This is a genomic window from Congregibacter sp., assembly GCF_047617445.1.
Classification (GTDB): domain Bacteria; phylum Pseudomonadota; class Gammaproteobacteria; order Pseudomonadales; family Halieaceae; genus Congregibacter.
Genome location: NZ_JBLGBE010000085.1, coordinates 1 through 14,827 on the forward strand (window position 1 = coordinate 1; position 14,827 = coordinate 14,827).

The following is a 14,827-nucleotide window of genomic DNA, read 5'->3' on the forward strand; positions in this document are numbered from 1 at the left end:
GGCACCACCTGTCGCCGGATTAATCGTGCAGGCGGGCAGCACGGCGAGCGTAGCACCTAGCGCAGATGCTAGGAGCAGGCCTTGGAGCTTAGTGTTCACTGGATAAGAACTGCAGCAATTGATCCCCTAGGCCGTCACAGGCGGTGCTCTGAACTGGCGCGATGATGGGAATGGGTATAATCACAGCAGGCATATAAGACTGCCCGCTGGTGCTCGTGTTCAAACGGCCTACTTCGGCCTTGTCTGTAAAATCCCAAATTTTGGCTTCGTAGTCCGATGCGTTGCCCCAGGTACCAAACCCGAAGCACCCGGCGCCTCCCGGCCCAACGCCACAGGTCATAGAGCCTGCGGAGTTGGTTTGTACTGTGCTTCCGTCCACCCAAATCATGTACTCAAGCTTGAGGTCGATCAATCGTTCTGCCACCGGTTCTTGTTGTACTAAACGATCTATGTCCGCTGGGCGCAGGGGGGCCGTGCGAGGCTCGAACCAGGGGTAAAGCATGTTAATAAATTCAATCTCATCGATAATTTCAATACTGGAGTCTCTGGCCACAACGTGATCGGCGATGCATTCAATAAAGTCGAATTCGGTTTCGTAGTCACTGGCGTGGCGGCGGCCCAAAATCACGACGGTCGAATCGCCAATACCCTCAGTAGGCTCGTTAAAGACCATTTCATCCACTGTCGATGTGACGCAGCCCGTGAGAAGCAGCGCCGTGAGTCCTAGCAGTAGATTGCGTTTCTGACTCACCGGGCGGCTACCGCGGCGCGTTGTTGCTGCAGCTGTTCCAGCCATTGGGCAACCTCCGGCACTTTATGGAAGCTGGTGATAAAGTGCGCACCGGCATCGCGCAATGCGACCACAGCGGCTAGGTTGACCGCAGCCTCATCGCTTTGTAGAAACGCGGTTGGGGTCTTGCCGTAGGCCGTCATGGTCCACTCAGCGATGGGTTCGCCATTGGTCGTTACGAGCTGAAACGCGTAACGCATCCAGATCTCATAGACCTTCACGTTAGTGTGCGCAGGAATGGCGTATTGCAGTTCGTCCACGCGGGGAATTAACACCGCATCAACGATGGGGTTCATTTGCTCCGGTGCAGGTTTGCCGTCCATTTTGGTGACGCCGACGAACATATTGTTTAGCAGTTGACTCCACATCTGCACTTGGGCGTCGCCGGTTTTGACGATCCAGGCGGATTCTGTCCTGCCTTTAGCTTCATCAAAAAACTCATGGCTCACAAACTCCGGCTCATACCAGACCCCAAGATTGACCTCCAGGGGAGTCATTAAAGGCGGCGGGAAGTTTCCGACGACCACGACTTCCTTAGCGCCGCAGCCCGCTAGAAATATGAGCGTGAACAACAGGCTCGCCAAAGCGAAGCCATGGCGGCGCGGCATTTGCCTGTTAGGGCCTGAAGTCATTGAGTCCGACAAACGTGCCTCCATTGCGATAGGTTAGCTCGCGCATGAGTGCGGCAAAGCGAATACCCGTAGTCTGCAGATTAGCTGCCCGAATGAATTGTACGGGGAAGCCTACAGCATGGATTCGCACTCGCCGTTGGCCATCGGAGGCCTCGCGATTGATTCTCTCTACAGTGTCCACTACTTCCCCTATGGAGTCCCCGGTAAACTCGTCACCAAAGACGTAGATACTAATCTTTTTGTCCGGGTCGTAAAAAGTGCGTATTGCGGCGGTGATTCCTTCCACAGGAGAGGAATTACTAAACACGTTCCAGTTGCGCAGATTCTGCATGATGACCCGGCGACGCCCGTCAGTGTCAGGAATCCACTGACCACGATAACGACTGAACATGTACTTACCCATGTCGTTCATGATCTGGATGCCTTTCACATTGGGATAAATGTTCAGCGTCGCATCGATCTCCTGCATCATGCGATCCCAGGCGTAGGAAAACATAGAGCCCGAGGTGTCTATCACGAAGATAATGTACTCGCTGTCCACGGGAATACCGCCGATGAGGTTACTTGTGACCTCCAGTCCGGCCATGAGCCGCTTTTGTTCCGCCGTGAGGGACTGGCGTGCAATAGCCAGTTGCTCAGTGATTATTGAATTGGTGCTGGTTTCCACCTGCAGGCTGTCAAAGAGCGATCTGGTCGATGCCAGCTGCCCGCGCAAGATCGCGATGCGCTCCTTGTAATCAGAGAGCTGCTCTTTACGGGCGTTCAAGTCGCGGTTGAGGAATCGCGTCTCGCCACGGATTTCAAAGAGCTGTTCCTGTAGATCTGCAACCAATCCTTCAAGGTTGACTGTAGACGCCTCAATAATCTGCGGTTGAACCGTTTTAGTGATCATCAGCAGTAGAATCACCGCGCCAAAACCACAGCAGATCACGTCCAGAAAGGACAAAGAGAACTCCGACATTTCGCGACGTTTACGCATCTCCGCTATTCCTAGGGCCAGTCACTGGAAGGGCTCATAAAGGAACCCCGAGTGCTTTGGGCCAATTGCCAGAACTCTGAGGCTGCCAGAGGGTCACCCTCCATTGGTGCGAGAATGATGTTCACCGGAACGTTTGCCGGCAGTTTGCGCACTGCTTCGCGGTACAGTCGTTGGCGCTGGTTGCCGCTGACTGTGGATCCCCGCGGCGGGTTGGCGCCCTGTGTCGGCAGACCGTCGGTGATCAGGAAAATGTTGTCCGGCACGGGTGACAGGGTTTGCAGGTAGCTAAAAGCATTGTCCAGACTGGTGCCGTTGGCTGGGACGATCTCGCGCAGTGCAGCGGATACATCTTCAAGCTGCGCCTGATCGGCCACCTCCATCCACTTTCCGGCGGTCTCCGGCAATGCGGTTTGTGCCTTGGTGTTGAAGGTGATCACCTGGTACTCACTGCCCACGGGCAACTGTGAGGTCAGCCAGTCCATGGTGTTGAGTGCCCGTGTCCACTTTTCAGTGCTGCGCTGAAGCTTTGGGTCCATGTTGCGCATCCGAATAATGTTGACCACTCGGTCGGCGAGCATACTGGCGGATACGTCGAGTAAAATGGCGATGTTCTTGCCACCAAGATTAAGTCCTGTGAGGTATTGTCGGTTCCCGTCTCCGACAAAGCTTCGAGCACTCTTGCCACTTTCTTCTTCTGCTGCTTCCCGGAGCTTCTTGACTTCCTCTTCGAGCGATTGAACCTCGGCTTTGAGTTTTTCTATGGACTCGTCTTCGCTGACATCTTCGGGAATCAGGGCGGCGATGAGTGCCTCATACTCCTGGACCTCATCGATCACGCGGGTGGCGCGGCCCTCGGCTTGCACAATTTCCAGATCAGCCTCATCAAGAGTGTTACGCAGCACCACAAGGCCTTCTTCGCCTTCCCGGATGTCCTCCTCGAGCATATTCACCTCGGAAAGCAGGTCTACGTTGAGCTCCTTGGACTCCACGACGATCGAGTGATCGATAATCAGAAACACCAATATCACAGCACCGAATCCACAGGACATGATGTCCAGAAACGACAGGTTAAAGGTGGTGAAGCTACGTTTGTTGCGCCGTGCCACGGGTTATCAGCCTCAGCTCTGGACTTCGATCAGGCGTCCGTGCCCGGCAGTTCCCAAAGACAAGGTGTCCCCCAGCGACAGTGGCTGCTGGGGTGTACTGGGCATGCCGTTGATCAGCCCGCCATCGCCATGCAGAGTCCAGTGGCCGCTGGTCAGACGCAGGGAAAAGCCGCCGGTCAGTAGAACCTGCTCGTCACCCAGAGGCAGCGCCAGAGTGCCCACTAGCACGTGCGTAGCCTTGCCCTGCGATGCTGCAGGTTCGACCCCGGGAGGCGTACTTGTGCGATCACTGCTGGGGCTCTCGGTCTGGGCAACATCGGCCGTCCCGGAAGGTTGTTCGGCACCGCCCAGGGGGGGTAACTGATCGACAAGATGGAGATCTTCGCCAGTCAGTTCGATATGCGCGCGCTGCGCAGTAAATGCGTTCCAAAGCGCGTTTACTGCAAGGGTGCTCGCCTCGCCTTTGAGCGCCTCCATCCCCGGCAGAAAGTGTAGTTCCGGGTCCAATAGTATGGGGATGTCCGCTGTCGGCCTAGATTGCTCCAAGCCTTTGATAAGATGTTCGCTCGCACCCGCAAGCGCGCTGGCGGTTATCCGACTGCGATGCCCGTCGATGTCTACACTCGCTTCTCCACGGTCGCGCAGCGTCGCGAGAATACTCGGCAGCTTGTTGTAGAGATCCTGCTCGCTACTGGCACTGCGCCTGGGATCAAATCGAGTTTGCTGAATAAACGCACTGGCGATGGCAGAAACACAGCGCTCCTGGAGCGCTAGCAGACCACAAGCGGGTAGGGGGGTGCTGCGAACAACGCGCAGCTTGCCGTCTTCCACGAGCAATTCATTGATGATGGTTTGGTTGAGCTGCGTTTCCAGATGGATAGCCTTACCTGCTTGAGCAATCGCTGGACTGTTGCTGGCAATCAGCACGCTGCGACTCACGAGCCCTGCAACTTTAAAGTCACTAGCCTGTGCGACACCCAGCAGTAGAGAAAGTTGTTCCTTGGGCATGCTGTCGGGCACCGCAAGTACTAGCGCTGAGGGCGCTCCGGCGGTGGCATGGATGTGGCGAAGGTGAGAATGCACCAGGTCAGCTGTGTGCCTTGCTGCGCCCAGCGCCGGTTTCAACGGCTGGGTGCTAAGTTGCCACCAGAAACGACTGTTAGTGTTTCGGGGCCGTAAGCGAGACTGTTCGAAGGCAGCCTGTCCGAAGTGATACTCACTCCCTTCAAGCATGACAAAGCCAGGGCTGTGAAGCGCGGACCCTTCCTGCCACAGACTAATCTGCGTATCACGACAATCGAGGATGACCATCAGTCGTTAGCTACCAGAAAGCGCAAAAGGCGACTATCGGCATACCGTTGGCCGTTGAGTACCAGGCGCTCCTGCGCCAACTGCAGCTGGTGCAGGCAAAACATGATAATGATGGAGAGCACCAAAGCGACAAAAGTGCTGTTAAAGGCCACACCCAGACTGACCGTCACTCCCGAAATGTCGCCTTCAACGGCTTTGTAAGCTTGTCCTAGTGCGTCACCAATACCGCGAACGGTACCGATAAAGCCGATAGAGGGTATTGCCCATGCAATGTACCGGACCATGGAGAGTTCGGAATCAAGGCGGTCCGATTCGATATCACACTGCTCTCGAATCGCGTCCGAGACGGCGGGTATGCTGCCCGTGGTTGCGAAACGTTGTAGAGCTGACAGCAGGGTGCGCGGCAGCAAAAAATCCTGTTGTTCTGGAGGAAGAGCCTCGATAGAGCGGCTGTATTGCCGCGCGTCTTCCGGGAGCACGCTCGTACCTTCGGGAATAGATAACAACTCCTCTTCCAGAAGCTGCTGTTCTTTCAGATTCAATCGACCCTTGTAGCCCATGATCGACAATGCCCAGATAAGCAATATGAAACAGGCCTCCTGCTCATAGTCGCGGATAACCACCGCTAGACTGCGTTTTGGGACGACCTCTTCCCCGGCGATCTGAGCTGCCATGTCGGCAGCCAGCTGATCATCGGCACTGGGTCGAATGACCGCGACATATAGAGCATGCACCAAAATAACCGCTGTGAGTAAGGCAAAGAGCTGGAACATGAACTCGGATGAGAGGCTGTTCTTCATGAGTTTTCCTAAATATCGACGGGAAAGGCGACGGATAAATCTTCGGAGATTTGCTCCGAGGCCTCGTAATCTTCAAACGGTTGATCTACCGGGGAGACCGCCGCGGGCTCCGGTTCAATGCTTGTTTCATTATCAGCTGTTGTTGACGTTGCCTCTGGCTGAGCCACCGCCACATAGCTGACGAGCGAATAGCTGGCCAGCAAAAAAAGTAGCGCGCTTAGGTATCTTGTTAATGACATCGTGTTACTCCGCATAGCGGGCGATTCGAAATCCTACGTCATCCCGTCCTGCCTGCCCATAATCGCGATAGGACAGGCGCAACTCGGGTAGTCGTCCCAGCGCCCAGCTTGCGCCGCGAATGACGTAATTGTCACCCCTTTGTCCGCCCAGGGGATCCGTTGTTACTACACCGCTCGAAGCGGGGATGATGTAAACGTCATGTATCCACTCCGAGACATTACCACCCAGATCAAATATGCCACGCTCGTTGGCTTTAAAGCTGCCTACCGGTGCGCTCACTACATAGCCATCGTTATAACCATTAAGCACTCGGCCAGTCACGTAGGCTGAGCTGTTGTCTGCAATGTTTTCGGCTAGATTCTTGGGAGGGAAGTCATCGCCCCAGGTAAAACGCTGGAGTGCATCTCCCCGAATCCGGGCAACCCACGCCCACTCCGCCTCGGTGGGCAATCGGTAACCCAAGGCGCTGGGATCGAATCCGATAATAATTCCCTGTTGCTCCTGATAGAACGGCGTCAATCCTTCTCGCTGACTCAGCCAGTTACAAAAAGATGCAGCTTGCTGCCAACTGATCTGTGCGACGGGTTGATGCTCGCGGTTGAGACTGTTCCCTTCGATCTGCCCAGAGTTATGAGACGCCTGAAACTGGCGAAACTGGGCGTTGGTGACTTCTTGATTTTGAAAGTAAAACGGGCGCTCAAGGCGAACCGGGTGAAGAACTTCGTTGGCTCGGCGGCCGGGATCTCGACGCGAAGCACCCATGGAAAACTCGTTGCGCGGCGAGTCCAGCGGATTCATGAGCGTTAGTGTCTGCCCCAAGGCGGTGGTGATCGTGGGAGTTAGACGGGCCTTGCGAGCGGCTTGTGGCGTCAGGAGCTGGATCTCAACTAACTGTTCAAGCCCCGGACGAGGTGTGACGCTGCGCTTACTACTTTCGTAGCCGTCCAGTCGCGCTTCCAGGCGCTGAAGCACGGCGGGTAGGGAGAGGGTCTGGCTGCCTCGGCCTACGGGCTGGCCGTTAACTAGCAGCTCGGCTTCAGCAGGACTGACTTTGACCAGCACGTCACCCAGCAAGGGTGTGAGGTTGAGCATGCGCTCCAGGCTGGATCCAGCCTTCATACGCAAGGTCTCGCTCGCGCGTCGGTAGCCGGCGCGGGATAGACTGATGCGATGATCCATATTGGGCTCGAGCTCCAGTTCCAACGGCGTTTGTCCGGCAAACTCACCATCGACGCTGACGTTAGCGCCACTGGGCGTACTGCGCAGGCTAAGCACTCCGGTGGCAGGTATCAGGACTACGCTACCCAAGTCCTGAGCAACCCCGGGCTCGATATTGAGAACCCGCTGCTCGCCAGCAAAACCCGGTAGCTCCAAAACGAGTTCATGCTCGCCCTGAAGAACCTCAAGGGTAGCTGGTGTCTTGCCTACCGGAATACCATCGATCAGCAGTTCGGCCCCCGCAGGTGCACTGTCAACACTCACGTTGGCCCAGGCTGGATCGAGGGACAAATCCAGCCGTTGCTGAATATCTCGGCCGGTGACTTCAATGGTTTGCTCAAGCGGTAAATAGCGAGGCAGTTCAAGTCGCAAGACTCGACTGCCCGCTTCAATAGGTAGATCGATTAAGGGTGTCACACCGATAACCTCGCCATCCACGGTCAGTGTCGCACCCGCAGGATCACTCTCCATAGCCAGGCGACCGGGCAGTGGTTGAAGAATCACTTCCTGGCGTTGCGTTGCATCTTTGGTGACCGCAACATCGCTCTCATAGGGATGGTAGCCGACAGCAACGACGCGCAGCGGGTAACTTCCCGAGCGGAGTAGAAACCGGTCTCCAAAGGGCAGGACGAGTCCGGTCAGATTTATGCTGGCTTCCTCTTCTGCCACTACGGTGATTTCCAGTGAACGCGCCGTGAGCAAAAACCACAGCGCTACAAGAAACACGCCGATGAGTGCAAACATGAGCCAGCGGGAGAGAGGGATCCGGGTTTTTGTCGGAGCGGCCTCTGGGTTTAAGGGCTCAAAAGCCGCAGGCTTAATGGATTCACGTTCGCCAGCGCTCATTAGATGGCCTCGGTACAGGCGACATAAACCGCCGCAGTCTGAGTGGGCGATACCGTGAACACAATGCGTGTATCGCGATATCCCCGGCGCGACCCCACTGCCGTATATTGTCCGGGGCGCAGATTGAGCTGCTGTGTGTCAAACAGTCCCAGGCGGCGAACTTTGTAAACCGTGACTTCGGTCAAGCCGTCGGAGCTGATAGTGACGGGCAGCGGGATATTGGCTACGGCGAGGATGTCCTCGGCTGCTGTGAGCTGCTCTGTCAGGCGTGGGCCCAGTCCATCCAATGATCGGGCGCGAACCACGGAGTTCTTCGCTTCTTGCAAGATGGCGTCGTCAACGAGTCGCTCAGCTTGTTTTACGATAGCAGCGAGCTCTTTCTCAATCTGACCCCGGGGCTTGGCGACGGCCAGGCCTTCCCGGGCGAACCGTAGGCTTTGATCGATGGCCAGAGCTTCTTCAAACACCTTGATAGCCGCGCTCCAGTCTTCGTCTTGCAAAAGCTGACGGCCACGGTTTTGTAGCCGCTGCAGCGTTGCTGCGGTACGTGCAACAGACAGCTCCTGCAATGCAGCCGCTGCTTCAGTGGAGCCGGGATTCAGAGCCCCGGCCCGCTCAAAGCGCTGTTGTGCCGCGCTGAAGTCGGCGTTATCTAGTGCGGCATATCCTTGGGACATGGCCGCGTTGAAGCGTTCTTCGGTGAGCGCCTTTTTTAATCGCTGAAGCTCCGATTCAACACCTTGGTGTGCGCTATCGTTGTCTGCTGCGGCCTGCATACTCGAGACAGCACCGGGTAGATCACCCGCAGTCTCTGCTTCGGTTGCAGCAAGTACGTTGTCAATCAGCTCGGGAAGTGCGTTGAGCCTCAGCGACAAGCTTGCAGTCTCAGGCGCTTCGGGCTCGAGCTTTTCGGCTATGTTGAGGCTAGCGGTCGCGCTTTCTGCGTCTAAGGCCTCAATGGCGACTCGTGTGGCTTCGGTTTGGTTCTTGAAGCGTTCGGGCAAAGACTGCTCCAAGGCCAGTGCTTCTGTGAGCGCTTGTTGGTACCGCTCTATCGCCGCATCAAATTCTCGTTCTCGATAAAGCCCATCGCCAGCTAAGGCCTGGGCTGCAATGCTCTCCATGGCATCGCTTGCCCACTCTTTTGCACCGCGGTCATCAAGGTTTTCTTGCACATCCAGTAGCTCGGCGAGTAACTCCTGTGCCTCGGTTCGAGCTTTAGCTGCGCGAGCATCGGCAAAGGGGGAGGAGGGGGCTTCGGGTTCCCGAGACGGGGATGCCGCCGCGGGCTTGGCCGTCGCTGAGTCCTGAGTGCTTACCGTTGTGCCGCTCAGCTCAACGCTTTCATCGTTTTGAGAGTCAACCCAGCGCGGCAATGCGAATATCACGATGAGAAAGAGCACTCCCAGTCCAGCAAAGGCAGGAAGCAGCCACTTGGGACGCGCATCAGTAGCTGCGGCTGCGCTTGCCGGCGTTTGTGCCGGTGCGTCAAAAGGTGTGGGTCGAACCCGTTGGTACTGCTCTGTCACTGAAGATGTGTCCGACTAGTTCTGGATACGGTTGTCGGGCGTCTGCGCTGGCAGCTCACCGATCTCGTTGCGATAGATCTCCGCAAGCACTTCACGCCACTGCGCGTACTGATCTTCCACACTGCCACTGATCATGACTGTGCGGTCTTCTAGCTCTATCACCTGCGGGGTAATTTCGGCTTCCAGAGACTGGCCTATCTCTCCCAGTGCTTCGACGTGAATCTGTGCCTCGGCGCGACTCTCCAAGCCGCTTTTCAGAAGATAGCCGCCGCCAATGATCGCGACGTTACCTGCAGTACGGGCGCTGCGATCGCCACTGCCCGCTGCGGCGATGCCGGCGATGATCGCTGCGCCTCCGGCGATGAGCTGTCGCGTACTTTCACGCTTGAGCTCCTGATAGGCGACGACTTCCTGGTAACTGAGTTTTCGCCATTCCTGATAGGGGCCAAACATCTCGTCGGAGAAGCCTTTGTAATAGGTTTGCAGAGTATCTACGAAGACGTGGTCGCGCTCCCGGAGCATGCGTACCCGGGCCAACATAGGATCATCTTCGGAAGGTAGCCTAACGACAAGCTGCTTTCCCTTGCGGGTTTTGTCGAGGTAGCCCTCAAAGGCTTCTGAGGAAAAGCTTTGAGCAAACAATAATTCTGAGACCGTACGAATTTCTTTGCGTTGTGCGCTGGGGAGTTCATCAAAAATTCCGATGAGGTCGTTGGCTACATGATGATAGACAGCCTGAAACGGGTCGTAGCTTGAGCGAGTTTTAGCGTCGTAGGCGTAGCGACTGGCCGTGCCCTCATACACCCGGTCAAGCCACACATAATCTCTGGAGTCTTTGGCGACCACCTTAATTTCAAGAGTCTCACCGTCGGAGTGCAAAATGGTGCCGCTGATCATCAAGTCGGTCACACGATCCGCATTGGGTACGACTCTGACTGCGCCCCAGGCGCCTGAGTTTTGCAGCACATCGGTTAGCAGTTTTGGTATATACCGCGCTTCTGCACGGCGTACTTCAGGGTACAGACGCTCATCCTCATCGGCGAAATCAATGCCCGGATCAAAAATGGCGACAGCGACATCCATGAGCTCGTCTTCGGGCACGGGCACGGCAGTTCCCTGTAGCGCGGGTACAGAGGTGCTTTTGACCGTTTGACTCACGCAAGCTGCAAGGCTTAGCCCTAGGCAAACTAAGGCCAGCCAGCGCAGATTTGCGGTAATCCCTGGTGTCACGGCTGCTTGATACCCGTGTACTTACGATACTCAACCCAGAGTTTCTCTCTCACCGCAGGGTCAGGTTCGCGCATAGCCGCTTCGCGCAGCTGGCGCGCAACGACGTCATCATTATTGCCGTTAGGTATGTCCGCAGGAGGAGGATACTTGGCGGTATTTTGAGGGATGCTGCCGCCGCCACCGCCTGTGCCACCCATGCCGCCCCCGACGCTGTAGCCACCACCACCACCGATTGCACGTCCGTAGTCGTCGCCAGCTTCGCCGCTTCCGCTGGCACTGCCAGCTGAGGCGGTCTGAACCGGTTCATTACTGGTTTGGTCTCGGTTCGCGCGGCGCTGGGCTGCCTGTTCTTCGAGAATCATGGCATCAAAGTCGCCCATGCCCCGCTCAAGTTCTGCATCAAGAATGGCTACCTGTTCACCCGGGGTGAGAGTGCCTTGGCCGGCAGGATAACGACCATAGGTACCACTGCCCGTAGCGCCATCTCCGGCACCGCTGCTTCCTCCAGCGCCCTGACCGGTGCCTGGCTGCCCGCCTGCGGCAATCTCTCCCTGGCCTTGAGCGCCGCTTCCGCCGCTGCCCATACCACCGGGAATACCCGGGATGCCCCCGGCAGCGCCGCCAGCGCCTTCAATGCCTGCACCGCCGGATTCTGCAGAGGGTTCACCCATTCCACCCCCGCCGGCAGCTACAGACTCTTCGTCTTCCATGCTCGGGAGTGCATCGCTGCCGCCCGCGCTATCTTCAAATCCTGGCTCACCGCCGCCAGCACTGTCGTCGCCTTCGGTATCACCGCTGCCTGCGGTGCTCTCGGCGCCATCACTGCCGACACCGTCACGCGTTTCTGCGCCTGCTCCAGCCTCGCTGCCAGATGCTTCGCTTCCGGCTTGGTCACCACTCTCTCCGCCAGCCGCAACCTCTGTGCCTGGTGCCTGACCTGTAGGGAACTCTCCCATGTCGCGCGAGACATCATCGCCACCCTGGAGGTCGCCGTCTGTGGATCCGCTTTCTCCGGCCTGCTGTGCAGAGGCGCTGCTCTCGGAGGCGGACTCACCTGATTGCTCACCGCCTTGAGATTCTGCGCTACTGCTGGGGCTACTGGGAGATTGCGTGCCGGCGGCTCCGGCTTCACTTTGACTGCTTTGTGATGAGGAGCTGCTACTCGATGAGCTGGATGACGAGGATTCCGAGGATGAGGAACTTGACGAAGATGAGCTGCTCGGTGGCGGAGGTGCGCTACTACTTGGCGTCGGCAAAGAGGGTGTTTGAGGCGTTGTTGGATTGCTGGCGCTGGGACAGCCTGTCAGCAGCAGGCAGGCCAGAGAGGGCCCTAAAAGCAGCTTGAGCGCAGGTCCTCGCAGAATCGGAGTCTCGGAGTGTTGCTGTTCACCATGCGGAAATATCATAAGCCCAACGCAGTCCTTCTGTGTCTACCGGCATTCCATCGCTTATACGCGGTCGGAACGGCGTTCGTCTAAGCCGGCTGATAATGTCTCCGGCTTTGTCGTCATTACGTATATTGTCGTCAAGCCGGACGATGTCCGTGACCTTTCCACGCTCAGAAACCCCGAATTCTAGCAGCAATAGTCCGTCTTGCTCATTTGAGGGTTCAGGAAGCGAGCGAACACCCTCCAGTCTAGGAAGAGGCCTCGGTGTGCCCAAAAGCTGTTCTCTTAAGCCTTGGGCAGCTTCATCCTTGGCAAGTTCCCCGTAAATTTCGGCATAAGTGGCAAAGGCCTCGTTGCGTTTACCGTGCCAGAGCTGCCAGTCTCCTAGCATGAGCATCATGGCAACTGTGTCGCTGGGGTCGCTGGGGTCGCTGTCGTGCTGAGCGACCTTTACGTCGTAGATCGCACGAATCACGGAGCTGCCTTGTTTATAGGCTTGGCTCCGATAGCCGATTTGCTGTGACTCTTCGGCGCCATAGACGCCGCCGGTACGATATTCGCCGGTAGCGGTCTCGCCCACAAAACCGCTGATCAAGTACTGCGCCTGCAACATGCCATACAAAGGGGGCAGAAGGGTGAGTGATGCGTCGCCATCGACGCGGGCAAATTCGGTGAGCGCGAGTCGATACAGCCCCCACATGTTAAGCAGTCGCGTGAAGGGCTGCTCCCCGATGCCTGCTTCATAGGCCTGACGTTGCCATAACGCATGCTGCATCAGTGCTTGTCCTCGGGTGACGTCCGAGAGAGTTTTGCTCTGTACGCGGTAAAGATAGCGTTGCCTCTCATCGGCATCTTCAAACGCGCCCATAGCTATGTGGCTCGTGATTTCACCTTTGAGTAGTGTGAGCTGCCTGCGACTGTAGAGCCCCTCGTTAACTCGGGAGAGGTGTATCCCGCGTTTGAATACTTTTACTGCTTGCTCATGATCACCCGTGCGCTGTAAGGCCAGACCAAGCCCCAGCAGGTCCTCGGTCAAGCCGGGAGCAAATGCGCCGTCGATGGTTTCTATGCCTTCAATTCGCTGCAGGTAAGCCCGCACGTCGTTCATCAAAGCGTCTCGAGCACGTTCTTCGCTTTGCGAGATGTCGGACAGCGCAGGCTCGACTTCTTGGGCGCTGGCGATAGCCTGACAAAACGCCAGCATCGTGCCGAGTGCCAGGGCGAAACCCCGGCGGAGGCTGATAGATGGTTGATGCAGGCTGATAAATCTCGTCATTGGATCGATCGATGTGGCTCACATTGGCTAACAGGGTTGTTACGTATAAAAGCCCTTTACGGCCCACGATAACACCGACAAAAGGCCGGCCGGATTCTCCTTGGGGGTCCTTGCCCTACAGTGGCAAACTGTACCCTAAGCTTCAACTCGGCAAAAACTCTTATGGGTGTACTACAGGCAGAGATTAGACAGCGATTGACGAAGCAGTTCCAACTTCTTGCTCAAGGAGGTGACGCGCCGCCCGGACCCCGGTTTCGCCTCGAAGGGGTCATGGAGGCGGCTGTTATTTCGGGGGAAGTCAAAAAAGAAGCTCTGCAGCAGATGGTAGACGAGCTGCATCAGGAGTTTTTCGGTGAAACGGTGGAGGCGCGACTGGGTGAAAGCTGGGAGCGTTGGCATCCGTTTCCTCAGATTCCCGCTTTTGCTGTCCGGGCACCGGTATCTCCCTCGACCAGCGATTGACTATACTAGGGTGCTATCGGACAAATTCCGAACTATTGGGGGAATTACTCATGCGATCAATGCTTCGCGCAGGCGCTTTCGTTGCACTGGCGTACTTTATAAATGGTTGTGCAAGCACCACTTTGGAGGCCGTCAGCGACTTTGATTCAAACTTTGCATTTGAGGGGGTGCAGCGTCTCGCCATTTTGCCTATTGACCGTACTTCTGCAGCCGAAAAGCTCATCAGCGATATGCAGGTGGATCGCATCAATGAGGCTTTGACCAGTGAGTTACAGGCTCGCGGCTATAGCGTCGTGGAGGATCGCGACAGCGCTGACGCCTATCTCGCATGGCACTTGGTGACTCGGGAGAAAACGGATATCCGTTCTTACAACGCGGCCAGCGCTTACAACTGCTGGCGCTGCGGCCCACCGGTCTCGGATGTGAGCGTGAATCAATACATCCAAGGCACCTTTATCGTCGATTTGATTGATCCGGATCGCAGTCGTTCAGTGTGGAGATCGACTATTCAGTCCCGCCTTGCCACTAATCCTGATCCAAAGAATGCCGCAAAAAACCGCGCCATAGCGGCAAAAGCCGTGCTGGCCCCCTTTCCTCCCGACGTCTCTGGGGCGCAATGAGCGCTAATTTCGAGAACTATCGGAGGGAATATACCGCCGGAGGGCTCGCCGCGGCGGACCTTCGAGAGTCTCCCATTGCTCAGTTTGAGCACTGGCTTGAACAGGCCATAAAGGCAGGACTCTCAGATCCTACGGCTATGGCGTTGTCGACCATCGATAACGAAGGCCGGCCCTGGCAACGTATTGTGTTGCTCAAGGGGCTTTCTGATGGGGGCTTTGTTTTCTACACCAATTTTGGAAGTGATAAAGCTATAGCGATGGATGCTAACCCCAAGGTTTCACTGCTGTTTCCCTGGAACGAGCTTGATCGACAGGTGATTGTCGGTGGTACTGCAAAGCGCATGAGTCTTGCGGAGTCGGCGACCTATTTTCTCTCCCGGCCCCGGGAGAGCCAGATTGC

15 protein-coding genes are annotated in these 14,827 nt (G+C 56.6%); 3 read left to right on the forward strand and 12 right to left on the reverse strand.

What is annotated here, in order from left to right; genetic code table 11:
- Nucleotides 1-88: 88 nt before the first annotated feature.
- The 12 genes from ACI9KD_RS14805 to ACI9KD_RS14860 all read right to left on the reverse strand — a co-directional run bounded on the left by ACI9KD_RS14805 (nucleotide 89) and on the right by ACI9KD_RS14860 (nucleotide 13,345).
- Nucleotides 89-796, reverse strand: a complete 708-nt coding sequence (locus ACI9KD_RS14805; RefSeq protein WP_414981949.1) for a hypothetical protein — start codon at nucleotides 794-796, stop codon at nucleotides 89-91.
- Nucleotides 748-1,398 (reverse strand): hypothetical protein, encoded by a 651-nt coding sequence (locus tag ACI9KD_RS14810; RefSeq protein ID WP_414981950.1) that lies wholly within the window; start codon nucleotides 1,396-1,398, stop codon nucleotides 748-750. Before ACI9KD_RS14810 ends, ACI9KD_RS14805 begins: the two co-directional genes overlap by 49 nt.
- Before the next feature lie 7 nt (nucleotides 1,399-1,405).
- Nucleotides 1,406-2,401, reverse strand: coding sequence for a VWA domain-containing protein (locus ACI9KD_RS14815; RefSeq protein ID WP_414981951.1), 996 nt, complete (start codon nucleotides 2,399-2,401; stop codon nucleotides 1,406-1,408).
- An 11-nt stretch (nucleotides 2,402-2,412) separates the two neighbouring features.
- On the reverse strand, nucleotides 2,413-3,507 hold the full coding sequence (locus ACI9KD_RS14820) for a VWA domain-containing protein (protein ID WP_414981952.1): 1,095 nt from the start codon (nucleotides 3,505-3,507) through the stop codon (nucleotides 2,413-2,415).
- 12 nt (nucleotides 3,508-3,519) lie between these two features.
- Nucleotides 3,520-4,818 (reverse strand): hypothetical protein, encoded by a 1,299-nt coding sequence (locus ACI9KD_RS14825; RefSeq protein WP_414981953.1) that lies wholly within the window; start codon nucleotides 4,816-4,818, stop codon nucleotides 3,520-3,522.
- Nucleotides 4,818-5,618 (reverse strand): MotA/TolQ/ExbB proton channel family protein, encoded by an 801-nt coding sequence (locus ACI9KD_RS14830; protein WP_414981954.1) that lies wholly within the window; start codon nucleotides 5,616-5,618, stop codon nucleotides 4,818-4,820. The genes ACI9KD_RS14825 and ACI9KD_RS14830 overlap by 1 nt, the downstream gene beginning before the upstream one ends.
- An 8-nt stretch (nucleotides 5,619-5,626) precedes the next feature.
- A complete protein-coding gene (locus ACI9KD_RS14835; protein WP_414981955.1) occupies nucleotides 5,627-5,857 on the reverse strand; it encodes a hypothetical protein in 231 nt (76 codons plus the stop codon).
- Nucleotides 5,858-5,861: 4 nt separating this feature from the next.
- On the reverse strand, nucleotides 5,862-7,922 hold the full coding sequence (locus tag ACI9KD_RS14840; RefSeq protein WP_414981956.1) for a PEGA domain-containing protein: 2,061 nt from the start codon (nucleotides 7,920-7,922) through the stop codon (nucleotides 5,862-5,864).
- Nucleotides 7,922-9,451: a hypothetical protein gene (locus ACI9KD_RS14845; protein ID WP_414981957.1), complete on the reverse strand. Its 1,530-nt coding sequence runs from the start codon at nucleotides 9,449-9,451 to the stop codon at nucleotides 7,922-7,924. Before ACI9KD_RS14845 ends, ACI9KD_RS14840 begins: the two co-directional genes overlap by 1 nt.
- 15 nt (nucleotides 9,452-9,466) lie before the next feature.
- The gene (locus tag ACI9KD_RS14850; protein WP_414981958.1) at nucleotides 9,467-10,609 is read right to left on the reverse strand and encodes a hypothetical protein; all 1,143 of its coding nucleotides are present in this window, start codon (nucleotides 10,607-10,609) and stop codon (nucleotides 9,467-9,469) included.
- 68 nt (nucleotides 10,610-10,677) lie between these two features.
- Entirely contained in the window at nucleotides 10,678-12,087 is a 1,410-nt protein-coding gene (locus tag ACI9KD_RS14855) for a hypothetical protein (RefSeq protein WP_414981959.1), read from the reverse strand.
- Nucleotides 12,068-13,345 carry a hypothetical protein gene (locus ACI9KD_RS14860; RefSeq protein ID WP_414981960.1) on the reverse strand — a complete coding sequence of 426 codons (1,278 nt, stop codon included), beginning with the start codon at nucleotides 13,343-13,345 and terminating at the stop codon, nucleotides 12,068-12,070. The genes ACI9KD_RS14855 and ACI9KD_RS14860 overlap by 20 nt, the downstream gene beginning before the upstream one ends.
- Before the next feature lie 162 nt (nucleotides 13,346-13,507).
- Between ACI9KD_RS14860 and ACI9KD_RS14865 the strand changes: the two genes are divergently transcribed.
- The 3 genes from ACI9KD_RS14865 to ACI9KD_RS14875 form a co-directional block, all read left to right on the forward strand.
- Nucleotides 13,508-13,807 (forward strand): hypothetical protein, encoded by a 300-nt coding sequence (locus ACI9KD_RS14865; protein ID WP_414981961.1) that lies wholly within the window; start codon nucleotides 13,508-13,510, stop codon nucleotides 13,805-13,807.
- A gap of 50 nt (nucleotides 13,808-13,857) precedes the next feature.
- Nucleotides 13,858-14,427, forward strand: coding sequence for a DUF4136 domain-containing protein (locus ACI9KD_RS14870; RefSeq protein WP_414981962.1), 570 nt, complete (start codon nucleotides 13,858-13,860; stop codon nucleotides 14,425-14,427).
- A partial coding sequence (locus ACI9KD_RS14875) for a pyridoxal 5'-phosphate synthase (RefSeq protein ID WP_414981963.1) occupies nucleotides 14,424-14,827 on the forward strand: 404 nt, incomplete at its 3' end. The genes ACI9KD_RS14870 and ACI9KD_RS14875, both read left to right, overlap by 4 nt.